The organism is Bradyrhizobium genosp. SA-3 (genome assembly GCF_004212635.1).
Classification (GTDB): domain Bacteria; phylum Pseudomonadota; class Alphaproteobacteria; order Rhizobiales; family Xanthobacteraceae; genus Bradyrhizobium.
In genome coordinates this window covers 1-25,038 of the sequence record NZ_PSRT01000034.1, presented here as the reverse complement: position 1 = coordinate 25,038, position 25,038 = coordinate 1, and the positions used below count along the sequence as shown (strand labels likewise).

The 25,038-nt window shown below is 65.2% G+C and carries 23 protein-coding genes; 10 read left to right on the top strand and 13 right to left on the bottom strand.

All coding sequences use genetic code 11. From position 1 onward, the window contains the following. Positions 1-185 precede the first annotated feature (185 nt). The 5 genes from CWO91_RS14080 to CWO91_RS14060 form a co-directional block, all read right to left on the bottom strand. Complete coding sequence (locus tag CWO91_RS14080; RefSeq protein WP_091889013.1) at positions 186-953, bottom strand: acyltransferase; 768 nt, start codon at positions 951-953, stop codon at positions 186-188. A 303-nt stretch (positions 954-1,256) separates the two neighbouring features. Further along, positions 1,257-2,030 carry an HpcH/HpaI aldolase family protein gene (locus tag CWO91_RS14075; protein ID WP_091889011.1) on the bottom strand — a complete coding sequence of 258 codons (774 nt, stop codon included), beginning with the start codon at positions 2,028-2,030 and terminating at the stop codon, positions 1,257-1,259. A 61-nt stretch (positions 2,031-2,091) separates the two neighbouring features. Then, positions 2,092-2,889, bottom strand: a complete 798-nt coding sequence (murI, locus tag CWO91_RS14070; RefSeq protein ID WP_130213999.1) for a glutamate racemase — start codon at positions 2,887-2,889, stop codon at positions 2,092-2,094. A gap of 187 nt (positions 2,890-3,076) precedes the next feature. After that, positions 3,077-3,883, bottom strand: a complete 807-nt coding sequence (locus tag CWO91_RS14065) for a Crp/Fnr family transcriptional regulator (RefSeq protein ID WP_165405442.1) — start codon at positions 3,881-3,883, stop codon at positions 3,077-3,079. Between the two features lie 247 nt (positions 3,884-4,130). Next, entirely contained in the window at positions 4,131-5,204 is a 1,074-nt protein-coding gene (locus CWO91_RS14060) for a SecDF P1 head subdomain-containing protein (RefSeq protein WP_130213998.1), read from the bottom strand. A gap of 250 nt (positions 5,205-5,454) precedes the next feature. On the opposite strand from CWO91_RS14060, the gene CWO91_RS14055 reads away from it, so the two are divergent. The 3 genes from CWO91_RS14055 to CWO91_RS14045 all read left to right on the top strand — a co-directional run bounded on the left by CWO91_RS14055 (position 5,455) and on the right by CWO91_RS14045 (position 11,232). Then, entirely contained in the window at positions 5,455-7,362 is a 1,908-nt protein-coding gene (locus CWO91_RS14055; protein ID WP_130213997.1) for an acyl-CoA synthetase, read from the top strand. 205 nt (positions 7,363-7,567) lie between these two features. After that, positions 7,568-9,382, top strand: coding sequence for a caspase family protein (locus CWO91_RS14050; protein ID WP_130213996.1), 1,815 nt, complete (start codon positions 7,568-7,570; stop codon positions 9,380-9,382). Positions 9,383-9,399: 17 nt separating this feature from the next. Beyond that, complete coding sequence (locus tag CWO91_RS14045; RefSeq protein WP_130213995.1) at positions 9,400-11,232, top strand: caspase family protein; 1,833 nt, start codon at positions 9,400-9,402, stop codon at positions 11,230-11,232. A gap of 24 nt (positions 11,233-11,256) precedes the next feature. Here the strand turns inward: CWO91_RS14045 and CWO91_RS14040 are convergent, their stop codons facing one another. Then, entirely contained in the window at positions 11,257-12,429 is a 1,173-nt protein-coding gene (locus tag CWO91_RS14040) for a M20 aminoacylase family protein (RefSeq protein ID WP_130213994.1), read from the bottom strand. 172 nt (positions 12,430-12,601) lie between these two features. Then, complete coding sequence (gene purB, locus CWO91_RS14035; RefSeq protein WP_091888994.1) at positions 12,602-13,909, bottom strand: adenylosuccinate lyase; 1,308 nt, start codon at positions 13,907-13,909, stop codon at positions 12,602-12,604. Positions 13,910-14,474: 565 nt separating this feature from the next. Here purB and CWO91_RS14030 point away from each other — a divergent pair. Continuing rightward, the gene (locus tag CWO91_RS14030; RefSeq protein ID WP_165405441.1) at positions 14,475-15,062 is read left to right on the top strand and encodes a TetR family transcriptional regulator; all 588 of its coding nucleotides are present in this window, start codon (positions 14,475-14,477) and stop codon (positions 15,060-15,062) included. Positions 15,063-15,512: 450 nt separating this feature from the next. Here the strand turns inward: CWO91_RS14030 and CWO91_RS14020 are convergent, their stop codons facing one another. Then, on the bottom strand, positions 15,513-16,166 hold the full coding sequence (locus CWO91_RS14020; protein ID WP_130213991.1) for a response regulator: 654 nt from the start codon (positions 16,164-16,166) through the stop codon (positions 15,513-15,515). Between the two features lie 7 nt (positions 16,167-16,173). Beyond that, the gene (locus CWO91_RS14015) at positions 16,174-17,544 is read right to left on the bottom strand and encodes a sensor histidine kinase (protein ID WP_130213990.1); all 1,371 of its coding nucleotides are present in this window, start codon (positions 17,542-17,544) and stop codon (positions 16,174-16,176) included. A 213-nt stretch (positions 17,545-17,757) separates the two neighbouring features. On the opposite strand from CWO91_RS14015, the gene CWO91_RS14010 reads away from it, so the two are divergent. The 5 genes from CWO91_RS14010 to CWO91_RS13990 all read left to right on the top strand — a co-directional run bounded on the left by CWO91_RS14010 (position 17,758) and on the right by CWO91_RS13990 (position 22,111). Next, on the top strand, positions 17,758-18,528 hold the full coding sequence (locus CWO91_RS14010) for a MotA/TolQ/ExbB proton channel family protein (RefSeq protein WP_130213989.1): 771 nt from the start codon (positions 17,758-17,760) through the stop codon (positions 18,526-18,528). Then, entirely contained in the window at positions 18,525-19,211 is a 687-nt protein-coding gene (locus CWO91_RS14005) for a hypothetical protein (RefSeq protein ID WP_130213988.1), read from the top strand. The genes CWO91_RS14010 and CWO91_RS14005 overlap by 4 nt, the downstream gene beginning before the upstream one ends. Then, positions 19,204-19,809: a hypothetical protein gene (locus tag CWO91_RS14000; protein WP_091888981.1), complete on the top strand. Its 606-nt coding sequence runs from the start codon at positions 19,204-19,206 to the stop codon at positions 19,807-19,809. Before CWO91_RS14005 ends, CWO91_RS14000 begins: the two co-directional genes overlap by 8 nt. Before the next feature lie 116 nt (positions 19,810-19,925). Then, positions 19,926-20,666, top strand: coding sequence for a metallophosphoesterase family protein (locus tag CWO91_RS13995; protein WP_130213987.1), 741 nt, complete (start codon positions 19,926-19,928; stop codon positions 20,664-20,666). A 5-nt stretch (positions 20,667-20,671) separates the two neighbouring features. Then, positions 20,672-22,111 (top strand): serine/threonine protein kinase, encoded by a 1,440-nt coding sequence (locus CWO91_RS13990; protein WP_130213986.1) that lies wholly within the window; start codon positions 20,672-20,674, stop codon positions 22,109-22,111. 22 nt (positions 22,112-22,133) lie between these two features. Here the strand turns inward: CWO91_RS13990 and CWO91_RS13985 are convergent, their stop codons facing one another. The 3 genes from CWO91_RS13985 to rpe form a co-directional block, all read right to left on the bottom strand. Further along, on the bottom strand, positions 22,134-22,325 hold the full coding sequence (locus CWO91_RS13985; RefSeq protein ID WP_130213985.1) for a hypothetical protein: 192 nt from the start codon (positions 22,323-22,325) through the stop codon (positions 22,134-22,136). 25 nt (positions 22,326-22,350) lie between these two features. Then, positions 22,351-22,530: a hypothetical protein gene (locus CWO91_RS13980; RefSeq protein WP_130213984.1), complete on the bottom strand. Its 180-nt coding sequence runs from the start codon at positions 22,528-22,530 to the stop codon at positions 22,351-22,353. Between the two features lie 300 nt (positions 22,531-22,830). After that, positions 22,831-23,532, bottom strand: coding sequence for a ribulose-phosphate 3-epimerase (gene rpe / locus CWO91_RS13975; RefSeq protein ID WP_130213983.1), 702 nt, complete (start codon positions 23,530-23,532; stop codon positions 22,831-22,833). A gap of 282 nt (positions 23,533-23,814) precedes the next feature. Here rpe and CWO91_RS13970 point away from each other — a divergent pair, with 282 nt between their 5' ends. Then, the gene (locus CWO91_RS13970) at positions 23,815-24,621 is read left to right on the top strand and encodes an EF-hand domain-containing protein (RefSeq protein WP_130213982.1); all 807 of its coding nucleotides are present in this window, start codon (positions 23,815-23,817) and stop codon (positions 24,619-24,621) included. Here the strand turns inward: CWO91_RS13970 and CWO91_RS13965 are convergent, their stop codons facing one another. Continuing rightward, positions 24,622-24,846 (bottom strand): KTSC domain-containing protein, encoded by a 225-nt coding sequence (locus CWO91_RS13965; RefSeq protein WP_130213981.1) that lies wholly within the window; start codon positions 24,844-24,846, stop codon positions 24,622-24,624. Positions 24,847-25,038: the final 192 nt, after the last annotated feature.

Genomic DNA, 25,038 nt, shown 5'->3' with positions numbered 1-25,038 from the left:
GTTGCATGGTTTGAGGAAACGCGCCCTCCTGTGTGACGGGCTAGGCCCGGCACCGACAGGTCCGATCCCCAAAGCTTAAGGGACAGGACCACGGGTCGCGAAACGCTTCGCGGGCCGAAATCGGCCCGCGAGCAGGCGGCTTTTAGGGGAGTTTGGGGCTCGCTGTCAATGCGAATGCCCTGGAATCAGGTCCTGATCGCGCGGATCGGCTTTGACCCGGCCGCCCGCAATTCGGCAGCGATTTCAGTGTTCAGGACCTGTTCCAGCCGGGTCAGGACCCGGGCGATCGGGGCGGCATCCGTCACCCGGTGGTCCCAGCGGATCACGACATGGATGGTCTGGTCCGCCTCGACCACCCCATAGCTGATGACGAAGGGGCCCGGCGTGATGGGGTGGAGCTCGCCGCCGCCATAGGCGGCCACCGAGCTCACCGCGAAGCTGCCGAACCAGTTGCCGCGCTGCCGGCCGAAATTCAGCCCCACCGCCCAGGACAGGCGCCGCAACGGCAGGGGCAGGCGGGTCGCCCGCATGATCTTGCGGAACATCGGGACGTCCTCGACCGGCGCCGTCTTGGCGCGTCGGATCTCGGCGTCGATCTGGCCCAATGGCAGGGCTTCCGGGGCCGAAATCCGCTGCGGCATCACGCATTCCTCGCCGTCCTCGATCCGGGCGATTGCCACCAGCGCCACGCTCTTCGGCAGCTCGTAGAGCGATGGCCAGGGCCATTTGGCGTAGACGGTCCGCAGGATCGGCTCGTCCTTGGCGACCAGGGCGAAGGCCTTGACGAACATCGCCGCCCAGCCGGCAGGCGCCATCGCGCCGGCGCGGGATTCGAGCAGGGGGCGGATATCGAGCGAACGGGAGAGCGAGACGAAGGGCACGCCCATCGAGGCGCGCATGAGGTCGCAAATCAGGCGGCGCCGCAGCGAGATGGTCTTGGGCGTCCCGCGCATTGGTCTCCGGTTCCCGCAGATTAAAATATGTGCAGCGAGCAGGTCATCTGCTCCCCGCGTGATCTAGCACGAACCAATCCGCTTGGGCTCGGTCGGTTCGTCGCATGAGGGGCGCCGGCGAGGCCAGCGGTTTGGAGTTGTCGACAACGTAAATTCTTAGTAGTTTCAATGACTTGCCGCCATATATTTTGGCGTCGTGCACGGGCACCTGCCGGGACCCGGTAGGAATCGCCGCCTTCAGATGCTTGTGGAACCGTCGACCCTAGCAGTGCCCGGTTTCCGGCAAGGCCGAGATCGGCTTGTTCAGCGCCTGATCCCTTCGAACGCTGCCATGATGCCGCGCTGGAACAGCGACCAGTCGAAGCCGAGCGCGATCGCGCGGTAGCCGCGGTCGATCAGGGCGTTGGCCTGGTCGGCGGTGCGCGCCACGCCCCCGATCGGCACGCCGCTTCTGAGGATGCCCGCCTCCGCGCGGGCGACCAGCTCGAGCAGCTCCGGATCATCCATCTGACCGCGCTTGTTGATGGAGGTGGCGAGATCGCCGGGACCGATCACCGCGACGTCGATGCCCGGCGTTGCCATGATCTCGTCGATGCGATTGACGGCGTCGACATGCTCGATGGTGATCATGCAGATCATCTCGTCGTCGGCGCTGGCCATGTAGTCCGGCATCGACTGGCCCCAGCGGAACGGCGCGTGGAAGGGACCCCAGAGCCGATCGCCGCGCGGCGGGTAGCGCACGCTGCGCACTGCTTTCTCGGCATCGTCTCGGTTGGTGATCATCGGGAAGTTGATGCCGAAGGCACCGATGTCCATCGGTGCTTTCGCAAGCCATGGCTCGTTCGCGGCGATCCGAACCAGTGGCGTGCATGGCGTGCCCGTGGTCGCGGCGATCATCGCATGTGCTTCGGTCAATCCAATCGGGCCATGTTCGAGATCGACGATGATCCAGTCGAGCGAGCGCGCCATGATCTGCACCATCTGCACGCTCGGGATCGTCGCGATCGCGCCGAAGGCGGGGCGTCCCTCGCGCCAGAGCTGGCGGAGACGGTTGAGTGGTGTGGAGGGGACCGACATGGGAAGGCCTGCGGCAAGGTGACAACGGCAAAGCCTAGCAGCGCGCCGTTGCCGCGCAAAGTCAGGCCAGGGCGCGGCCGCCGAAGAAGGGCGTCAGCATCGCCGAGAGGCTATGCACGCGGTTCGAGGTGAAGATCATCTCGCCGCCAGACTGCACGATGCCGCCGATGCGCGGGCCAAGCAGATCCGAGACGCGGCGGGCGATCGCGGGCGCAGGGTCGATCCACTGGACCGGCCAGGGCGCCAGCCGCTTCAGCCGGTCGAGCAGCAGCGGATAATGCGTGCAGGCGAGCACCACCGTGTCGGTGCGCGATGTCGCATCTGCGGCGTCGCCGACGAAGCAGGGAGCGAGTTCGGCAAGGATGGCCTCGTCGCTGATCGCAGCGCCGCTGAGCTCGGCTTCAGCCAGCGAGGCAAGCTCGGGCGAGCCAACCAGCGTCACCTCGCAGCCCTGCGCGAAGTCGCGGATCAATGTTTTGGTATATTCCCGCTTCACCGTGCCCTTGGTGCCGAGCACCGAGACGCGGCGGGTCTTCGACTGCGCGCAGGCCGGTTTGATCGCCGGCACCGTGCCGACGAAGGGCAGGGAATAAGCGGCGCGTAAGTGAGACAGGACCAGGGTGGATGCCGTGTTGCAGGCGATCACGGCGAGGTCGGGATCATGCGTGCCGATCAATTCACCCATCAACGGCACCACGCGGGCGATGATCTCGTCCTCGCCATGGTGGCCGTAGGGGAAGAAGGCGTCGTCGGCGACATAGACGTAATGCGCGTCCGGGCGTGCGGCGACGACCTCACGGAGCACCGTGAGTCCGCCAAGGCCGGAATCGAACACCAGGATGGTCGGGGAGTTGGTCACGTCATTACCTTAAGGCGCCATGGTTACCATTCGGTTTTTAGGGCGGTTTTGCGGCGGGACCGCCCCAGCGCCAATCTGGACGGGTCGAATGCGCTGCGGACGGGGACATATCCGCAAAATTGCGGGGAGCCATCGTGTCTTAGACGGGCCGCAACGCCTTTGGCGTTGCGGCGCAGAGCCGGGGCGGTCACGCGATCCTGTTCGTGGTGGCCGCCCGCTCCGTGGCGAGCTGCTTCTGCAGGCGATCGATGTTTTGTAGGAGGCGCTGGCTGGTCAGCACCAGGAAGTAATAGCCGAACTGCGGATCCTGGAAGTAGATCTCGAGCAGCCGGTCATAGGTGATGGTCAGCACCTGTCCGTCCTCGATGCATTCGATCGTTCCGGTGCGGCGGTTGTCCGGCGTCAGGAAGCCGAGCTCGCCCATCAGCGCGCCGGGCCCGATCTCGACGTTGATCTCCTTGACCAGGAACTTGCCGGTGACGGTGAGGAGCATCTCCTGGGCCGGATCGCCCAGTTTGAAGAGCGTGTCACCGCGGCGATATTTGCGTTCGGTCATGAACGGCTTGAGCCATTCGATCGACATGTCGCCTTCGGCCGCATGGCGCGCCTTCTTGACCAGCTTGAGCATCTGCCGCAGCCGCAGGGCGTTGATCGGCAGCAACAGCAGATAGAGGAGGAACGTCGAGACATTGGCGGAGAGCGCGCCGAAAACGGCGAACAACGCGCAGCCGATCATATTGGCGACGCGCAGCGGCACCATCGTCCGCATCAAGAGGGTGGCGACGAAGAAGACGGCGCCGACCGCGGCGAACATATTGGCCAGCGTGATGTTGTGGACAAAGATCTCCAGCAGCCGATTGAAGATCGCGTCGTAGGTGACGTTGTTCGGATCGAGGCCCATCTGGACCAGGATTTTCGCGATCCGGAGATTGTCCGTTGCCGCATCGAGAATGCGGTCGAGGATCGAGGAAATGTCTGCGCTGCCGGACGGCATGGTACTCACCCCGCGTAAGGCCTTCAGTCCTGCTCGGTATTCGTATAGCCGAAATCGAATGACGACCGCTTGAATGAAGCCTTCGGCCGTCATGCCGCAAGAGGCAAATTTTAGCTTGATCGGGCGTTTCGGCAATTGCCCCTTTGGTTGTGCGTCTGGTCGCAACGCGGCCGTGATTCGGGGCGGCTTCGGCGTCGCGGATGGGCCTGGGACGCCCGACGCCGCAGGGGGCCGCCCGATCTCCGCCTTAGGGCTTGGCGGCGGGCTGCACGACCTGCTGCTCGACGAGGCCAAGACGTCCTGGCAGCGAGCCGGCGCGCAGCCGCATGGCGACGCTGTTGGCCTCTTCCAGGGTGAAGTTGCCAGAGATCTGGCCGGAGCCGCCGGTGATGGGCTCGCGGATCACGGGAGCGGCGATCACCTTGTCGTCGAGCACGATGGCGAAGGGCTTTCCGACGTTCTCTGCGGTGATGTGGGCGAAGCGCCGTGTGCCGCGGCCGTTGAAGCGGAACGAGGCGATCGGCTCCTTCGTGTCGCTCGTAAATCCCGGTCCCGCATAGCTGATGTCGTCGCCGTCGAGCGCGCTGTCCTTGGCAACGAGATAAGGAAGCTTGTCCTTGAAGCCGAGCAGGACTTCCGTGCCAATGGGTGGCGTGCCGGATCGCGCCTGCTCCGCCGGCATCGAGAGATCGATCAGGCGGAAGCTGACCCGCACCTTCTTGGCGAAGATCGCGGTGATGCGCTCGGGCTCCATCGCGCCAGGCAGGAAGATGCGGATGCGGTCCGTTCCCTCGGGCTGGACGCTGGCGAGCGTGATGCCGGCGTCCTTGAGGCGCTGCTCGATCATAGCGATGGAATCTTCGACGAGATCGCGCTGCCGCGCGGCGGATGCGGCGTCGGTCGGCGCAAGCCTGATCAGTCCGTCGCCGGCGTCGGTCACGGTGAGCGCGTGCGTGGGCAATCCCTCCGCCGCCGAGGCGAGCTTGCGCGTGAGCTGTTCGCGACCTTTGGCGTCCGCGATCTTCACTTCGACGCCGCCGTCGCGGATCGCAAGGCCGGAGAAGGCGATCCGTCCCTCGCGCAGGATCTTGTAGGCGTCATCGCGCAGATCCGTGACGACCGCCTCCCGCAAGCCATCGGTGTCCACTTTGTAGATGATGCGGGATCCGCCCAGCTTCTCCATCTTGTCGGCGACGAAAGCCGCGACCTTGGCGCGCATCTTGTCGAACTGAGTGTCGGCGAACGCCACGCGAGGCAGCACGATCGCCATGGCGAGTACGACGAGCAGCCCTGTGATGCGGTTCCGCAGATGCGTAGGCATGATCACCTCAAGTCTTGCGGCAGGACGCCGGCGGGGGAGTCCGGCGCCAGTTTCTTGGTCCCCGGATCCGGCGCGGAGGTTCAATTTGGTCTGGATCGAGGGCGACCGCCGCGGCCGGTAGGCGATGGACGAACGCCAAATCATCCATCATTGTGTTCCCGCTCGACCGGCAAATCGGTCGAGGCCGCGCCGAACCAAAATGTCAAAAGACAGGGGGCGGGGACATGCATCTGAGGGAGGACGAAATTCCATGGCGGGCATCCATGCGCTCGATCGGCTCATCGGCAACGACTATCCGGATTTCTTGACGGACGCCGACGTCCGGGCCTTCGAGCAGATTCCTTATGCCGATCGCGTCGCGGCCGAGAGCACCTATGACGCGATCAGGCTGGGTGCAGCGCGCAACCCCGACGGCGCGGCGATCCAGTTCCTGCAAAACGCCGATCCCGCCGACACGCCGGTCGTGGTCACGTATCGCGATTTCATCGCGCGCGTCACGCAGGCCGCCAACATGTTTCACGCGCTGGGTGCGGAGAAGGGCGACATCATCAGCTTCATGCTGCCGCTGGTGCCGGATGCCTTCGTGACGCTGTTCGGCGCGGAGGCCACAGGCATCGCCAATCCCGTCAATCCGCTGCTCGAGCCGCACCAGATCGCGGAGATCCTGGAGGCCGCGAACACGAAAATCCTGGTGGCGCTCGGACCGATGCCCGGCACCGACATCTGGCAGAAGGTCGAGCAGATCCGCCCGCAACTGAAGCATCTCAAGGCCATCGTGCAGGTGTTCGGCGGCGGCGATCCCGCCAACGGCATCTTTGCCTTCGGCGACCTGATCAAGCAGCAGCCGTCGGACCGGCTTGTCAGCGGGCGCAAGATTTCGGGTGCCGACATCGCCGCCTATTTCCACACCGGCGGCACCACCGGCACGCCAAAGCTGGTGCGGCACACCCATGCCAACCAGGTCTATCAGGCCTGGGCGCTCAATCTGCTGCTGAAGGCGAAGCCGGGCTCCAATCTGCTGTTCGGAATGCCGCTGTTTCACGTTGGCGGATCGTTGACGCAGGTGCTGCTGACGCTGTCGAGCGGCGGCTCGCTGGTCGTGCTGTCGCCGAGCGGCTGGCGTAATCCGAATGCGGTGAAGAACATCTGGCAGCTCGTCGAACGCTACAGGCCCGACGCGCTGTCGAGTGTACCGACCGTGCTCGCCGCTACGCTGGCGGTGCCGCCGGGCGACGCGGATATTTCCAGCCTGAAATATGCCGCGGGCGGTGGCTCGGCGATTCCCGTCGCCGTGGGCTCGGCGATCCAGGACAAGCTCAAGCTGCCGGTGGTCGAGGTCTACGGCATGACCGAGACCTCGAGCGTGCACACCCTGGCCTATCCGTCGCGGCCGATCCGGCTCGGCTCGGTCGGCCTTCCCATGCCTTACGCGCGCGTGCGCATCGTGCAGCTCGATTCCGATGGCCGGCTGATCCGCGACTGTGCGCCCGACGAGATTGGCGTCGTCATCATGGCCGGGCCCGGCGTGTTCGGCGGCTATCTCAACGACGAGCACAACAAGGGCGCTTTCGTCGACGATGTCTGGGTCAATTCCGGCGATCTCGGCCGGCTCGATGCCGACGGCTATCTCTGGATCACCGGTCGCGCCAAGGACCTCGTGATCCGCGGCGGCCACAACATCGATCCGGCGCCGATCGAGGAGATCATGTTCAGACATCCCGCCGTCGGCTTCGCCGCCGTGGTCGGCCAGCCCGACGCCTATGCTGGCGAGCTGCCGGTGGGCTACGTGCAGTTGAAGCCGGGCGCGAGCGTCGAGCCGGGCGAGCTCGAAACGTGGGTGCGCGAGCGCACGCCGGAGCGCGCCGCCGTGCCGGTGCAGGTGATTCCGATCAATCCGATGCCGGTGACGGGCGTCGGCAAGGTGTTCAAGCCGCAGCTGCGCTGGGACGCGGCCGAGCGCGTGTTCACCAAGGTGCTGGCGCCGCTGGTCGAGCGCGGCGTCGATTGCAAGGTCAGGGTCGGTGCCCATGGCAGCCACGGCTCGATCGCCACCGTGACGCTTGCGGGCCTGCCACCGGATCAGCGCGACGTAGTCGCGAACGAGGTGCATGCGCTGCTTGCACCGTTCGTGATGCGCCACGAGGTGGTGCAGATGTAGCGATCCCGACAGACGGCTTCGGCGTCAGTCCGAAAGCAGGGCGACGGTGCGCCGCATTATCCATACCCCCACTAGGGCGTCTTATGTGACAGGCATCACGTAGGAAGGATTAGCAATCGGCGATGCTTCCGAATAGTCTCGTGGAATTGCATCCGGGGGGACGCAAGTGATTCCGTTTCGGCTATTTGCTTTGTTGATATTTGCGATGGGCCTTACCTGCGGATCGGCGCATGCCGACCGGCGGGTGGCGCTCGTGATCGGCAATTCCGCCTACAAGAGCGCGCCGAAGCTCGGCAATCCCGTCAACGATGCCACCCTGGTCGGTGGCATGTTCAAGAAGGCCGGCTTCGATTCCGTGGATGTCAGGCTGGATCTCAGCGCCAGCGAGATGCGGCGCATGCTGCGCGAATTTGCCGGCAGGTCGCGCGATGCCGACATGGCGGTGATCTATTACGCCGGTCACGGCATCGAGCTCGACGGCAACAACTATCTCATTCCGACCGACGCCACGCTGGAGACAGACGGCGACGTTCTCGACGAGACCATTCCGGTCGAGCGTGCACTGTTTGCAGTGGAGCCGGCCAAGCAGCTGCGCCTGATCATTCTCGACGCCTGTCGCGACAATCCGTTCGCGAAGACGATGAAGCGCACGCTGGCCTCGCGCGCGATCGGACGCGGCCTCGCCAAGGTCGAGCCGACCAGCCCGAACACGATGATTGCCTTCGCGGCCAAGGCAGGGTCGACCGCGTCCGACGGCGATGCCAGAAACAGCCCATTCGCTACGGCACTGGTCGAGCATCTGCCGAAGCCGGGACTTGACCTGCGCAAGGCCTTCGGCTTCGTCCGCGACGATGTGCTCAAGAGTACCGGCTACAAGCAGGAGCCCTATGTCTACGGCTCGCTCGGCGGCGACGACGTGCCCCTCGTCGCGAAGCAAGCCGCAACCGGTCCGCAGGCCAACCCGCAGGATGCCATTCGCAGGGATTACGAACTTGCGCTCCAGCTTGCCACGCGCGAAGGCTGGGAGGCGTTTCTAGCGGCGTATCCCGACGGCTTCTACGCCAATCTGGCCAAAGGTCAGCTGAACAAGATCGCGGCCGAAGAGACGCGCGCTGCGGCCGAACAAAAAGCCAAGGCGGCCGAGCAGGAAAAGGCAAGGCTCATCGCTGAGCGCGCCCAGAAGGCCGAGCGGGAGAAGGCGGCCGCCGCGGCCAAGGCGGCCGAGGAGGCGCGGATCGCCGCGGAGAAGCAGAAGCAGATCGAGCAGGCGAGGGCCGAGGCGGCCGAGCAGCAGCGCAAGGTGGCCGAAGCGGCGGCTGCGAAGGCGCTGGCCGAGAAGCAGGCGGCCGAGAAGGCCAAGGCCGAGCTTGCGGCCAAGCAGGCCGCGGAGAAGGCGGAGCAGCCTGCAAAGCCGGCCGCTGATCGGCAGATGCCCGAGGTCGAGACCCAGAAGGTGGCTGCTCTCTCGCCTGCACCGACATCCACGTTATCCGCTGTCGATCTGGCGAAGTCCGTGCAGAGCGAATTGCGCCGCGTCGGCTGCCTCTCCGCTGTTGCCGACGGCGACTGGAGCGCCGCGTCGCAGCGCTCGCTGACGCTGTTCAACAAATATGCCGGCACCCAGTTCGACGTGAAGCTGGCCAGCGTCGACGCACTCGATGCGCTGAAGGCGAAACCGGGACGGGTCTGCCCGCTCGTTTGCAATTTCGGTTTCAAAGCGGACGGCGATCAATGCGTGAAGATCACCTGCCGCGCCGGCTTTCGCGTCGGCGACGACAACGAATGCGAGAAGATCCCGGAGAAGAAGCCGGTCGCGACGCGCGAGGAATCGAGGAGGCGGGACGCAGACCGGAAGGCAACCGAAGCAGCGCCCTCCAAGCCGGAGGCGAGCGGGCAGATCTTCTGCAATTCGGCAGGATGCCGCCCGGTGCAGAAAGGATGTCGGCTCGTCAACACGCTCATCCCTGGACGAGCCGCCTCAAACGCGGCCGCCGGCGGTTCCTACGAAGTGTGCAACTAACTTACCTGACCCGTTTAATGCAAATTCATCAAGGCCCTGCAGGTGATTGCGTGAATATCGTCCGCTTCTTCTACGCACTGGCTTTGACAATTCTCTGCACATGCGCGCCGGCGCAGGCCGAGAAGCGGGTCGCGCTCGTCATCGGCAATTCCGCTTACAAGAGCGTGCCGAAGCTTGCCAATCCGGTGAACGACGCCGGCTTGATCGGCGCCATGCTGAGGAAGGCCGGCTTCGACACTGTCGACGTCAGGCAAGATTTGAACGCGCCTGAGATGCGCAAGGCGCTGCGCGAATTCGGCGCGCGGACGCGCGATGCCGATGTCGCGATCGTCTACTATGCGGGCCACGGCATGGAGCTGGACGGCACCAACTATCTGATCCCGACCGATGCCGCGCTCGAGACCGACACCGACGTCTACGACGAGGCGTTGCCGATCGATCGCGTGCTGGTGAGCATCGAGCCGGCCAAACAGCTGCGGCTCGTCATTCTCGATGCGTGCCGAGACAATCCGTTTGCCAAGACGATGAAGCGCACGGTGGCCTCGCGCGCAATCGGCCGCGGGCTTGCCAAGGTCGAGCCGACTAGTCCGAACACGATGATTGCGTTCGCGGCCAAGGCCGGCTCGACGGCGTCGGATGGTGACTCCCGCAACAGCCCGTTTGCGGTGGCATTGAGCGACCATCTGCCGAAACCCGGGCTAGACCTGCGCAAGGCCTTTGGATTCGTCCGCGACGATGTGCTCAAGGCCACCAGCTACAAGCAGGAGCCGTATGTCTATGGTTCCCTCGGCGGCGACGACGTGCCGCTGGTGCCGGCGAAGCCGGCGGCCGTTGCCGGTCCGCAAGCCAATCCGCAGGACAGCGTGCGCAGAGACTACGAGCTTGCCCTTCAGGCTGGGCTCCGTGAGGCCTGGGAAGCATTTCTGCAGACCTATCCGGACGGCTTTTACGCCAACCTTGCCCGCGTGCAGTTGAAGAAGATTGCCGCCGAGGAGGAGCGCACGGCGGCGACGGAGAAGGCGCGGCTGGCCGAGCAGGAAAAGGTGAAGCTCGCCGCAGAACGCGCTCAGAAGGCGGAGCTGGAAAAAGCCGCGGCCGCCGCGAAAGCTGCCGAAGATGCGCGGATCGCTGCGGAGAAGCAAAAGCAGATCGAGCAGGCGAAGGCTGAAGCGGCCGAACGCGAGCGCAAGGCGGCGGAGGCCGCGGCCGCTAAGTCGCTCGCGGAGAAGCAGGCGGTCGAAAAGGCAGCGGCTGAGGCCGCGGCGAAGCAGGCCGCGGGCGCCGAAGGCCGGAAGGTTGCTGCGCTGTCGCCCCCGTCCAATTCTCCGCCGCCCGCCGATCTCGCGAAATCGGTCCAACTCGAACTGCGCCGCGTCGGCTGCATGAAGACTGAGCCGAATAGCGACTGGAGCGAGACGGCACAGCGTTCGCTGACGCTGTTCAACAAATACGCCGGTACGAAATTCGACGTGAAGCTTGCCAGCCCGGACGTGTTCGACGCCCTCAAAGCGAAGTCGGGGCGGGTCTGCCCACTAGTCTGCGATCATGGCTTCAGGGCCGATGGCGACCAATGCAGCAAGATCACATGCCGGGCAGGCTACCGTGTCAGCGACGACAACGAGTGCGAAAAGATCCCCGAGAAGAAGCCCGTCGCGACGCGCGATGAGTCCGCAAGGCGCGACTCGGAACGGAAGAAAGGCGAGTCATCGCCAGCAGCGCCGCAAGCCACTTCGTCGGGCCAGATCGTCTGTACGAATGCCGGCTGCCGGCCGCTTCGTCCCGGGTGCAAATTGGGACGATCGCCAAGCGTCGCCGTCAACGGCGGCGGCTTGACTGAGGTTTGCAATTGAAACGGACGGCGCCGGGGCGGGGCGCTATCCCGCCGGCATCCGCGTCTCGATCAGGCGCACCCAGTACGACGCGCCGTGGCCCAAAATGTTGTCGTTGAAGACGTAGGCCGGGTGATGGCACTCGTTGCCGTCGCCCATGCCGACCAGGATCATCGCGCCGGGACGCGCTTCCAGCATGAACGAAAAATCCTCGGCCCCCATCATCGGGATAAACTTGTCGTTGACGCGCTCGGTGCCGACGATGTCGCGGGCGACCTCGGCGGCGATGCCGGCCTCGCGCGCATGGTTCATCGTCACCGGATACATCCGCGTGTATTTCGTCTCGGCCGAGCCGCCATAGGCGCGGGCGACGCTGTCGGCGACTTCGCCGATGCGGCGCTCGACGAGATCGCGCACCTCAGGATCGAGCGTGCGCACGGTGCCGGCGAGCTCGGCGATTTCGGGGATGATGTTGAAGGCTGTGCCGGAGTGGAATAGCGTAATCGAGATGACGGCGGACTTCAGCGGATCGACGTTGCGCGCGACGATCGATTGCAGCGCGTTGACGATCTGCGAGCCGATCAGCACGCTGTCGATCGATTTGTGCGGGCCGGCGCCGGCGTGGCCGCCCTTGCCGTGGACCGTGATCTGAATGTTGTCGGAAGATGCAAGCATCGCGCCGGCGGTGGTTGCGAAATGGCCTTCCGGCAGGCCGGGCATGTTGTGCATGCCGTAGACCTCCTGGATGTTCCAGCGCGTCATCAGCCCGTCCTCGACCATGGCCTTGCCACCGCCGCCGCCTTCCTCGGCGGGCTGGAAGATCATGATCGCAGTGCCGTCGAAATTGCGCGTCTCGGCGAGATATTTGGCGGCACCGAGCAGCATCGCGGTGTGGCCGTCATGACCGCAGGCGTGCATCTTGCCGGGGACCTTCGACGCATAAGGCACGCCCGAGGTTTCCATGATCGGCAGCGCGTCCATATCGGCGCGCAGGCCGATGGTCTTGCCGGAGGCCGACTTGCGGCCGCGGATCACGCCGACCACGCCGGTGCGGCCGATGCCCGTCACCACCTCGTCACAGCCGAACTCGCGCAGCTTGTCGGCGACGATGCCGGCGGTGCGGTGGACTTCGTAGAGCAACTCGGGGTTCTCGTGGAAGTCATGGCGCCAGGCGGCCATTTCGTCGGACAGGGCGGCGATGCGGTTGACGATGGGCATTGGGTGGGGTCCGTTTTTGTTGTTGCTCGTAGGGTGGGTTCGCCCTGCAGATGCGCAACGCGCATCTGCTCGGCGTAACCCACCACTGTTTGTCTCCGCGGACGCGAAAGAGGTGGGTTACGCCCAGCGGACTGCGTTTCGCGCAGCCGCAAGGCTAACCCACCCTACGATCCTACGACTCCCCGAACACGCGCTTGAAGATCGTATCGACGTGCTTGAGGTGATAGCCGAGGTCGAACTGCTCCTCGATCTCGGCGTCGGTGAGATACTTCTTCACCTCAGTGTCCTTCTTCAGGAGCTGGAGGAAATCGCCTTCGCCGCGCCAGACCGGCATCGCGTTGCGCTGCACGAGCTTGTAGGCGTCCTCGCGGCTGGCGCCCTTCTGCGTCAACGCCAGCAGCACGCGCTGGGAGTGCACGAGGCCGCCGAGGCGGTCGAGGTTCTTCTGCATGTTGGCGGGGTACACCAGCAGCTTGTCGATCAGGCCGGCGAGGCGCACCAGCGCGAAGTCGAGGGTCACCGTCGCATCGGGCCCCATCATGCGCTCGGCGGAAGAGTGCGAGATGTCGCGCTCGTGCCAGAGCACGACGTTCTCCAGCGCCGGCGTCACATAGGCCCGCACCATGCGGGAGAGGCCGGTGAGGTTTTCCGACAGCACCGGATTGCGCTTGTGCGGCATCGCGGACGAGCCCTTCTGTCCCTCCGAGAAGAACTCTTCGGCCTCCAGCACCTCGGTGCGCTGCATGTGGCGGATCTCCACCGCGATGCGCTCGATCGAGGAGGCGATCACGCCAAGCGTCGAGAAATACATCGCATGACGGTCGCGCGGGATCACCTGCGTCGAGATCGGCTCCGGCACGAGGCCCATGGCCTTGGCGACGTGCGCTTCGACGCGGGGATCGATCTGCGCGAATGTGCCGACGGCGCCGGAGATGGCGCAGGTCGCAACCTCCTTGCGCGCCGCGATCAGGCGTTCCTTGGCGCGCGAGAATTCAGCATAGGCATAAGCGAGCTTGAGGCCGAAGGTGACCGGCTCGGCATGGATGCCGTGGCTGCGGCCGATGGTCGGCGTCATCTTGTGCTCGAAGGCGCGCTTCTTCAGGGCGGCGAGCACCTTGTCGAGATCGGCGAGCAACAGGTCGGCGGCGCGGGTGAGCTGGACGTTGAGGCAGGTGTCGAGCACGTCGGAGGAGGTCATGCCCTGGTGCACGAACCGCGCTTCGGGGCCGACGATCTCGGCAAGGTGGGTGAGGAAGGCGATGACGTCGTGCTTGGTCTCGCGCTCGATCTCGTCGATGCGGGCGACGTCGAACGTGGCGTCCTTGGCCTTGGCCCAGACGGTCTTGGCGGCCTCCTTGGGGATGGTGCCGAGCTCGGCGAGCGCGTCCGCCGCATGCGCCTCGATCTCGAACCAGATCTTGAACCGGGTCTGCGGCTCCCAGATCGAGGCCATTTCCGGGCGAGTATAGCGGGGAATCATCTGACGGCTCCAAGAGGTGGGCGGGACACCCCTGGGGATGCTGGGGGCGTGGGCTCCGGCCAAAATGCTTTTTACGCCGCGATTTAGCAGAGCGGGGAGGGCGAAACAAACGATCCGGCTCAGGGAGCTGGGTACGGGGGCAACTATCCACCGGTCGGGCGGGGCGAGCCTGCGCCGGAGCAAAAATTGGCTATCAATCACGGATCATTGACTGACAGATATTGAAATCTGTCATCGAGAGGTGTATATCCCTCTCCGGACGCTCCGATTGGGCGTCCCGCGACAAGCCCCGGGGAGCCCGACATCCGAAGCAAGTTCGGATCGGAGGGTGGATTGAAGAACGGGGACCGCGGACGAATGGAGACTTAAGACAATGACGACCGAAATCCTCAATTTTACCGGCGTGATTGGGCATTGGCTCAATTTGCTGGTGGCGCGCCAGATCGCGGCGCAGGCTGCAAAACTGCCTCATTAAGGCATAGGCTTTCCGAACGACCGGCCAGGGCGCTTCGGAAGCGGTCCTACTGCCGGGTAACTGAGCCCTGAACGGGAACATGGTGCTGGCATGAATGAAGCTATTGTCTTGACGCCGGAGCGGATCCTCGAAGTCACCGAGGACGTGCTCAGGCGCTTCGGACTTGCCAAGGCCACGGTGGTCGACGTTGCCCGTGCGCTCGATGTGAGCCACGGCAGCGTCTATCGCCATTTCCCGAGCAAGGCCTCGCTGCGCGAGGCCGTTGCCAAACGCTGGCTCGACCGCATCGACGCGCCGTTGCGCGCGATCGCCGGGGAGCAGGGCCCCGCGCCTGACAGGCTCGATCGCTGGTTGCGCATGCTGTTCGCCGCCAAGCGTTCGCGCGTGCTCGACGACCCCGAGATGTTCCAGACTTATCTGACGCTGGCGCGCGAGGCCTGTGCGGCCGTCAAATGTCACAAGGACACCATGATCGACCAGATCGCAGCGATCCTGACCGACGGCGTCAAGCAGGGCGTATTCGAGGTGGAGGACGTCAAGACCACTGCGCGCGCCATCTTCGATGCCACCGTCCGCTTCCACCATCCGGCCCATGCCGACGAGTGGAAGGATGCCGATCTCTCCGCGCGCGTCGATGCGACGCTGGCGCTGCTGCTGCGTGGGCTGGAGGCGGCCTAAAGCCGCAGGATCCCTTCAAAAGCGGTGCGGCTAATCAACCTCTCGCCTTGTGGAGCAGGGGGCCGTCGCGAAGCGAGGGCGAGGAAGCCTGGTGTCTTCGCGTGTGGAAAGCAGGGTCGGACGAGGGCACGACCGGCGGACTCTCCGGATCTGCATTGACCGCGATTTCAACGACGTCCTTCGACCGCTTTCGAAGACTGTAGAATGTGAGTTCCTGATCGAGCATTGGGCAGCGGAAGTGGACGACGGCGGTGTCCGGCAGGCGGCAAAGCTCGTCAATAAGCTCGCCTACTGTGATGATCGGGGGATGGTCGACTGTTTTGTGATGACCCTTACTCATGACCGTTACTCCTTCACTCCGTTGCTAACCGAAACTGAACGGTCTCCGTTCCATTCCGCTCGGCACATCGAGAAGGTTCAAGGGACTGAAGAGATGTGGCAGCTCTGCTGCTAGATCCTCGTCAACCCGCACGACGCCGCAAGCCGCACGAGTTGCGCGTCCGTGCGCGCGCCCGTCTTCGACTTGATCAGATAGTGATAGTTCTGCACCGTCTTCACACTGAGATTGAGATGCGTTGCGATCTGCTCGGTGGTGGCGCCGCCGGCGAACTGGCGCAGGATCTCGATCTCGCGCTCGCCCAGTTGATCCAGCGCCGAACCGGTCGGCGACAGGCTGTCCTCGGCTAAAATATGCGCGATGTCGTCGCTCATGGCGCGCTCGCCGCGCGCCACGCTGCGGATCGCATTCACGACTGCCGACGGCTCGCTGCTCTTGGTGACGAAGCCAGAGGCGCCGGCGCCGAAGGCGGCTTTCACCAGCACGGCTTCGTTGTGCATGGTGAAGACGAGGATGCGCGCCCGCGGGCTGCGCGCACGGATGTTGCGGATTGCCTCCAGCCCGCTCGCGCCGGGCATCGAGATATCAAGCACGACGACGTCGGGATCGTGCGCCTTGAAGGCGCCATAGGCGTCCGCGGCGTTGTCGGCTTCCGCCACGACGCGAAGATCGCCCTGGCTTTCCAGCACGCGCCGGTAGCCTTGCCGCACGATGGGGTGGTCGTCGACCAGCAGCACGGAGATTCCTGTTGCCGCAACCTCGCTCATCTCGGCCTCACGCGGCGAGCGGGATGGTGGCGGCCACACTGAGGCCCCGGGTCGCTGGCAGGATCGAGAGCGATCCACCGGCGGCTGCAACACGTTCGCGGATGCCGGTGAGGCCGAAGCCGGCCGATTGCGCGACGCGCTCCGCATCGCCGCCGCCGTCGTCCTCGACACGGATCAGGAGTGCGTCGTCCTCGCCGGCTTGGCGCTCGATCCGCAACGAGATCTCGCGCGCCGAGCCGTGGCGCAGGGCATTGGTCAGGCATTCCTGCGCCACGCGATAGGCGGTGGTGGCCGCCGGTCCGCTGATGTCGGTGAGATCACCCCTGAGGTCGAGCTGGATCGTCGGCCGCGCCGCGCTCTGCGAGCGCCAGCTGTCGACGAGATTGACGAGACTGGCCTCGAGCCCAAGCTCCTCGGGCAGGGGATTGCGCAGCCGCTTCAAGGCATCGCGCAGCGAGGCCATCAGATGATGGGTGGCCTGCGAGATCATGCGCGCATCCTGCGCAATGCCGCTATCCCTGTCGTCCTTCGCGCTCGCCGTCTCGATGGTATTGGCGAAGGCGAGGATAGCGGAGAGATTTTGTCCGAATTCGTCGTGCAGCTCGCGGGCGAGCGCGCGGCGTTCGTCGTCTCGGATCTCGATCAGCCGCCGTGTCAGCGCCGCGCGCTGCTCGGTCGCTTCCTCCAGCCGGCCGCCGAGCGCATCGACGGCGCTACCGATCATCGCAAGCTCCATCGAACGGAAGCGCGGCAGCTTCGTGCGATACTGGCCGCGCGCCATGCGCTGCAAGGCGGTGACGATGGTGCGTGCCGGCGCCAGCGCGTGCGCGATCGCGAGCGAAGCCAGCAGAGCGATTGCCGCCGCCATCAGCAGAGCAATGTCGATCACGTTGAGGATGTACTCCCAGGCGAGCGAGATTGCGGCGGCGGCGTCCGGCGTCGCAACCACCGTGCCGGCGGCCGCCGCGCGGGGACTGACAGGCCGCACCACCTCGGCGTGGCTGCCGAGGAAGGTCGGCACGATCGATGCGAACCAGCGCGGTGGTGTCTTGCCGATGCCTTGGCTCTGGCCGCAGAGCGGCTTCTCGAACGCCGCGGCTGGCTGGAACTCGACGCAGACGCCGGGCGAGATCAGCTTCATCGTCTCCAGCGTGCGCCAATCCGGAACCGGCAAGAGATGCTCGCGGGCTCTGCTGCTGCGCAACAAGAGCTCACGCCAGTACAGCGCCTGAAGCGCCTGCGCGACCCGCTGCGCGGAGGCCGCCGTCGCCCGGTCGACACTGCGATAGGCGTCAAACGTGGCCCACACCGTCGCTGCTCCCAGGCACAGCGCCACGATGAGCAGCAGACGGGCGACGAGCTGAAGCACGAGGCGCATGCGATCACCCCCAACCTTTGGTAAGCTCAGCCTAACAACGCCGCCGCGCCTTGCCAATTGCGGGGAACGGCAGGATGGCAGCTCGGGCAAATTTCCCAAGCCGGATTGGGCATGGGTCTTTGGACCTGGCGCCGCGGCTTTGATCTAATCGGGCAAGAATCTTTCTCGGCCAATCGTCGCAAGCCGATCGTCGCAAGTCAGGAGCAGTGCAGCATGAGTTCGATGACGATTGGACCGATCGCAGGGACCGCGACCGACCCATCCGAGCGCAGCGCGCTGCTGTTCTGGATGATCTTCACCGGGCTCTCGGTCTTCGCCGTCGTGCTGTTATGGCGCTTCGGCCTGATCCACCTGATGCTGACCTCGGACCGCACCTACATTTCGAGCGTGATCGCAGTGCTTTATGTCGTCACCTGCGGCCACTGCTTCCTGCGGACGCGGGCGATCGCGCGGGAGGGCGCCGCGGCACGGCGCTGCCGGGCGGTGCTGTCGGCTGCCGGCGGCAGCAAGGCGCTGGATGCGGGGGCGACCGCGCTGCCGCGCGGCCTCGTGCGCGATCACATCGAGAGCCTCGTGACCAAGGCCGCTGCGCAAGGCTACCGGCCGGTCGACCAGACGCTGCTGCTGCGGACGCTGGCCGACCGCCTGCGCGGCTCCAACGGCTTCGGCGCCTTCGTCTCGGATACGCTGATGAAGCTCGGCCTGCTCGGCACCATCATCGGCTTCATCATCATGCTGGCGCCGATCGCGGGCCTGGATGCCGCCGACAAGACCGCGATGCGGTCCTCGATGGGGCTGATGAGCGACGGCATGGCGGTGGCGATGTACACGACGCTGGCGGGCCTCGTCGGCTCGATCCTGGTCCGCATCCAGTACTACATGCTGGATGCTGCGACCCAGCGGGTGTTCTCGGATGCGGTGGTGCTGACCGAGACCTATGTGACGCCGGTCCTGGAGCGCAGGGGATCTGGAACGCCGTCATGATGGATGATTTCGGTCTCTATCCGCGCGAGGAGCCGTTCGATCCGCTGGGCGTGATGCTGTTCAAGGCGCTCCAAGTGATCGCGTTCCTGTTCTTTCTGGCGTTGCTTGCGGTCTCGCCGGACGCCAAGGATGGCAAGATCGATTCCAAGGCCGAGTTCATGATCACGCTGGACTGGCCGGACAATCACCCCGACGATCTCGACCTGTTCGTGCAGGACCCCGCCGGCAACATCGCCTGGTATCGCCACCGCGAGGCCGGCTTCCTCACGCTGGACCGGGACGATCGCGGCGGCGCCAATGACTTCATCATCGTCGCCGGCAAGAAGATCGCCTCGCCGATCCGCGAGGAGATCGTCACCGTGCGCGGTATCCTCGCCGGCGAATACACCGTCAACGTCTCGCATTTCGTCGCGACGACCGGCGAGCCCGTGACGGCCAATGTGAAGGTGCAGAAGCTCAATCCGACCGCGCAGGTGATCTTCGACAACAAGTTTACGCTCGACCACACCGGCGACGAGAAGACCGCGGTCCGGTTCCGGCTCGATGCCGAGGGCAAGGTGGTCAACGTGGATCAGCGGCCGAAGTCGCTGCTGGAGACGTTTCGCAGCAGTTGGCGCAACGGCGGCGATCTTGACCCCAAAACCGGTTTGAGCAAGAACGCTACGAGGGTGCGCCGTGATTAGCCTGCAGACGGTCATCCTCTCGCTGTCGGTCGCCTACGCCGTCGTAGGCGCTCTGCTGCTGGTCGTGCTGGTCTATGCGAGGCTGCACTGGTCACTGAAGGCGGTCGCGGTGGTCGTGACCAGCGCCTTCTATGTCGTCAGCTTCACCGAGATGCGCGGGCTGCTCGGCTGGGCCAGCTCCGACCGGATGCCGGCCGCCTTCAAGCTGCTTCAGGCCCGCATCGTCGAGCCGCATTCGCTGGAGGGCGACCCCGGCTCGATCTACCTGTGGGTCGAGGCGCTGGACGAAGACAATCGGCCGAGCGGCATTCCCCGAGCGTTCCGGGTGCCCTACGACGACAGGCTGGCCGACAAGACCCATGCGGCGCAGAACGAGATCGCGGCCGGGCATCCGCAGGGCGGGCGCGCCGCCGATTTCGGCGGCGGTGACGGCAGCCTGATCGACATGGTGCGGGAATATGTGACACCGAAGACGATCCTGGAGACCAGTGGCGGCGATTCCTCGACCGGCGAGTTCAACGCCCCGCCGGCCGGCGCGCAAAGCGCCGTGTTCACGCCGCTGCCGCCGCCCCGAATGCCGCCAAAGGACGAGCAATAGGCCCTTCACCATCGCGGCAGCGACCCGCTGGAAAACCGACCCGCGCCGGCGCATGTTCTTGACGTCCCTCAATTTGGCCTCATCGGCTTCCGATAAGATTTGAGGGTGGAGGGTGCGTGCTCCTAGCTGTCTTCTCGGATATCCACGGCAACCGGCAGGCGTTCGAGGCGTGCCTGAAGATGGCCCGCGCGAAAGGCGCGGAGCGCTTCGTCCTGCTCGGTGACTTCGTCGGCTATGGCGCCGACCCGGAATGGGTCGTGGACACCGCGATGGAGCTGGTCGCCGGCGGCGCCATTGCCGTGCGCGGCAATCACGACCAGGCGGTCAATTCCTCGGCCGAGACCATGAATGTCGAGGCGCAGGTCGCGATCGAATGGACCCGCGGACGGCTCGATAGCGCGCAGCGGCGGTTCCTGGCCGAATTGCCGATGCTGGTGGAGGACGACGGCCGTCTGTTCGTGCATTCGGAAGCCTCCAGCCCGCAGCGCTGGCACTATGTCCGATCAACGGCCGATGCCGCCAAGAGCCTGATATCGACGCCCGCCCACGTCACCTTCTGCGGCCACATCCACCGTCCGGCGCTCTATTCGATGTCGGTGACGGCGAAGATGACGAGCTTCGTGCCGAAGACCGACGTGTCTGTGCAGCTCTTGCGCGGGCGGCAATGGCTTGCCGTGCTCGGTTCGGTCGGCCAGCCCCGCGACGGCGATCCATCCGCGGCCTTCGTGCTGTTCGACACGGTCTCGTGCCAGATCACCTATTGCCGCGCGCCCTACGATATCGAGACGGCCGCAAACCGGATCCGCGAGAACGGCCTGCCGCATTGGCTCGCCGACCGCCTCTCGCAGGGGCGCTGACGGCGATGCCGAAACCGCTGGTCAAATCAGGCGCTGTGATCGACGGCTTCACCATCGGCGAGTGCGTGCATGCCGGCGGAATGGCGACGCTGTGGACCGTCACCCATCCCGGCATCGATGTGCCCTTGCTGATGAAGATCCCGCGGGTGTCGGAGGGCGAGGATCCCGCCGCGATCGTCTCCTTCGAGATGGAGATGATGATCCTGCCGCGGCTCGCAGGGCCGCACGTGCCGGCCTGTTTCGGCACCGGGGATTTCGCGCACCAGGCCTATGTCGTGATCGAGCGCATCGTCGGCACGACGCTCTACAAGCGGCTGCCGGACCTGCCGCTGCCTTATGACGAGGCGCGGCAGCTCGTGGCGAAGATCGCGACCGCGCTCGCCGACCTGCACCGGCAGAACGTGATTCATCACGACATCAAGCCAAGCAGCATCATGTTCCGCGACAGCGGCGAGGCCGTGCTGATCGATTACGGCCTGTCGCACCACAACCATCTGCCTGATTTGTTGCAGGAAGAATTCCGCCTGCCTTACGGGACCGCGCCTTACATGGCCCCCGAGCGGCTGCTTGGTGTTCGCGACGATCCGCGCAGTGACCTGTTCTCGCTCGGCGTGCTGCTCTATTTCTTCACCACGGGCGAGCGTCCCTTCGGCGAGGGTGAGACGTTGCGCGCGATGCGGCGCCGGCTGTGGCGCGATCCCTATCCGCCGCGCGCATTGCGCGCCGACTATCCACCCTGGCTCCAGGAGGTGGTGCTGCGCTGCCTCGAGATCGAGCCGGTGTGGCGCTATCCGACGGCATCCCAGCTCGCCTTCGACCTCACCCATCCGGATCAGGTCAAGCTCACCGCGCGCGCGGAGCGGCTGAAGCGTGATTCCCTGGGCATCGCGTGGCGGCGCCGCTTCAATCAGGGCGTCATGCAGCCACGGGCGAAATCGGATGTCGCGGCGCAGATCGCGTCGAGCCCAATTCTTACGGTGGCGCTCGACACGGTAGAGGGCGCACCGGAGCTGAACGAGGCGCTGCGCGTGACGACCGAGCGCATCCTCGCCACGCTGCCCTCGGCGCGGCTTGCCTGCCTCAACGTGCTCAAGCTCAACCGCATCGCGATCGACCGGACGCTCGACGAGCAGGGCTCCAACAAGCATATCGACCGCCTGGTCGCGCTCCGGCATTGGGCGACGCCGCTCAAGCTGGACGAGAGCCGGCTGTCGGTTCATGTGCTGGAAGCCGTCGATCCCGCCGCTGCGATCCTGGAGTTCGCCGCGGTCAACCAGGTCGACCACGTCATCATCGGGGCACGGCAGAGCTCGTTCCGCCGTACGCTGCTCGGCAGCGTCTCGGCCAAGGTGGCCTCGGAAGCAGCCTGCACCGTCACCGTGGTGCGGCCGCCGCGGATGGCGGGGGATGCAGCCGAAGCGGATGCCGGCGAGGCGGCCGGATAGGGCTGCGCCTCCGAGCGGCGGATCAGGCCGCGTGGACGGTGTGAGCCGCGCGCTTACGGCGGATCGGCCAGGAGAATTGCGGGCCGGGCTCGCCGTGATCCGCGCCGCCGCCAAAATACTGGATGATCTCGCGGCAGGGCTCGCAGTTGAACAGGTTACGCGACGCGGACGCCTTGGTCATTTCCTTCAGGCAATTCGGGCAGTGCGGCTTCATGGGAGGCGGTCCGGAAGAGGAAATCTCAGTGTCGGCGCTGCGAGGAGAACGAATGGTCGAGGTCCGAATTGTCGGGCCTGGCAACGTTGTCCAGCGTGCCGTCGGCGCGTTCGAGGCGGCCGAAGAAGTCATCGAGGCTCGGATGCGGGCGACGCGGGATCCGGCACCTGCGCTTCGGCTGGCGCTTCACGAGTGCGATCTGCATCGCGCTCAGCCCCGGTGACGATGAAGGGGGATGATGCGGGCCGAAGTTGGGGCCTTCACCGGTCGCGCCACGTAGAGGCTGCGAGCTGCAATCGCCGCATTGAATCCGAACCACAACGCTACGCCAGTCCAAACCAGGGTCGTCGTCATGATGTGCTCCCGTCAAAAGCAGGCAGGAGTTACTTGCGGTGATTTGCGCGAATCAGTGAAGTCCGGATGAGTACGGATCAAGGTTGCAGTTTGAGGCATTGCGCACCGCAACACCGTTAGGAGCCGCAGGTTTGCGGGCTCTCGATCCAGCTCAAATCGCTTCGCCGCGCGCCCCTAGCGCCGCATTGCGGATGGCCGCGATGTTGGTCTTGTAGGCCTCCTGCGTGCCGCCCCTGAACACGGAAGTGCCAGCGACGAAGGCGTTGGCGCCGGCCGCCGCGAGCGCGCCGGCAACGTCGGGACCGACACCCCCGTCGACCTCGATGTCGATCGGGCGTCCCGCAGTCATCGCGCGGATGTCACGGATCTTGCCGATCGCGGAGGGGATGAAGGCCTGGCCGCCGAAGCCGGGATTGACCGACATCACCAGCACGAGGTCGACCAGGTCGAGCACGTATTCGAGCGCGCTGATCGGCGTGCCCGGGTTGAGCGAGACGCCGGCCTTCTTGCCGAGGCCGCGGATGGCCTGGAGCGAACGGTGCAGGTGGGGACCTGCCTCCGCATGCACCGTGATGTGGTCGCACCCGGCTTTCGCGAAGGCCTCGAGATAGGGGTCGCAGGGCGAGATCATCAGATGTGCGTCGAAGATCTTCTTCGTATGCGGACGCATCGCCTTGATGACATCAGGGCCGTAGGAGATGTTGGGAACGAAGTGCCCGTCCATCACGTCGAGATGGATCCAGTCGGCGCCGGCGGCGTCCACCGCGCGCACCTCTTCGCCGAGCCTTGAGAAATCCGAGGCGAGGATGGAGGGCGCGATGGCCAGGGGGCGAGGGGCGAAGGCTTGGGTCATGGCGCAGTTTCCGGTGGCGGCCGAAAGAAGAATGGCCTCGCCTAACATGGGCCTCCGCGGCGGGCAATGCAGGGGGAAGCTGCTTCCTGTGGGCGGAAATTTCTGCCGCGACCGGCACGAATTGCCGGTGTTCCCTAGCCGTGCAAGGCGCAGCGAAGGCGGATTTCATTGAGCTTTTCACGCTGGCACGACGCTTGCTGACGTCTCTTTCTGACGTCGTCTCTTGCTGAAGTCGTCTTCGGAACATTGGCCGCGGCATGCCGCATCGGTTGGAGTTGTGCAATGTTGTTCGCCCTCGGTGCGGTATCGAGCGCTCTCGACGTGATTCAGTCGCTGACGAACTCGAAATCGTCATCGGCAACGCAGAAGACGGGATCTTCCCAAGGCGCAACCAATCCGTTCGCGATCGACACCGGCAGCAACACGACCGCCGGCGCGACCTCGGCGGTCAATTCGGGCAATTGCGCGCAGATCTCGCCAGAGACTATGAGCGCGCTGATCGCCGCGCAAAGCCAGTCGACCGACGGCGCGAGCGGCGCGACCAGCTCGACCTCGTCGAGTTCGGCGTCCTCGACCGCGAAGGACCGGGAGGCGGCGCTGAAGGATCTTTTCTCGCAGATCGATGCGGATGGCGACGGCAAGATCACCAAGTCCGAGTTCGAGGATGCGCTGGGCGCCGGCGGCACCAATCTGGCGCAGGCCGACGACGTGTTCTCGAAGATGGATGCGAACTCGGATGACGGCATCAGCCTCGGCGAAATGACGAAGGCGCTGACGAGCGGCCATGGCCGCCATCACGCGCAAGGCGCCGGCGGATCGGGCGATGCGTCGGGCGGCGGATCGGAGTCCTCGTCGAAGGCAAGCAGGGGGTCGACCTCGACGACGACGACCAATGCCGACGGCTCGACCACCACCACCGTCACCTATGCCGACGGTTTCAAGATGTCGACGACGGTGCCTGGCGCATCCAGCTCTTCAAACGCGAATGGTGGCGGCAATTCGCCCTACGACTGGTTCGGGCAGATGATGCAGCGTCAGGCGCAGGCTGCGTCCGCGACCGCGTCCTCTTCGATGTCGATGAGCGTGTGATCAGGATCCGGCGCGTCCGGAGTATTCACGCGTGATCTCGTGACAGGCATAGCGGTCACGGATGTGCTGGTTGAAGAACGTTCCCTTTGAACGCGCATCCTTGAGGGCGGCGGCGAGCTCGGCCGGAACATCCTCGTAGACATAGACGCGACCGCTGACGAAAGTCACCTTCAGCTCGCGCGTATCGGGCGCATAGCGAAAGAAGCGGATCACGGAAGATGGCATGACGGTGCACCTTAGCCCGTCAGGCAAACGCGGCATCCGCCAATTCGTTGCCAAAGCATGACGAGATGAAGCTCGATAGCTGCAACGGCAGAGGTGGGCTCCTTCTCCCGCTTGCGGGAGAGGGTTGGGGAGAGGGTGCTTTCGCAATGGGACAATCGCCTAGTGGAGAGAGCCCTCACCCGGCGCTTCGCG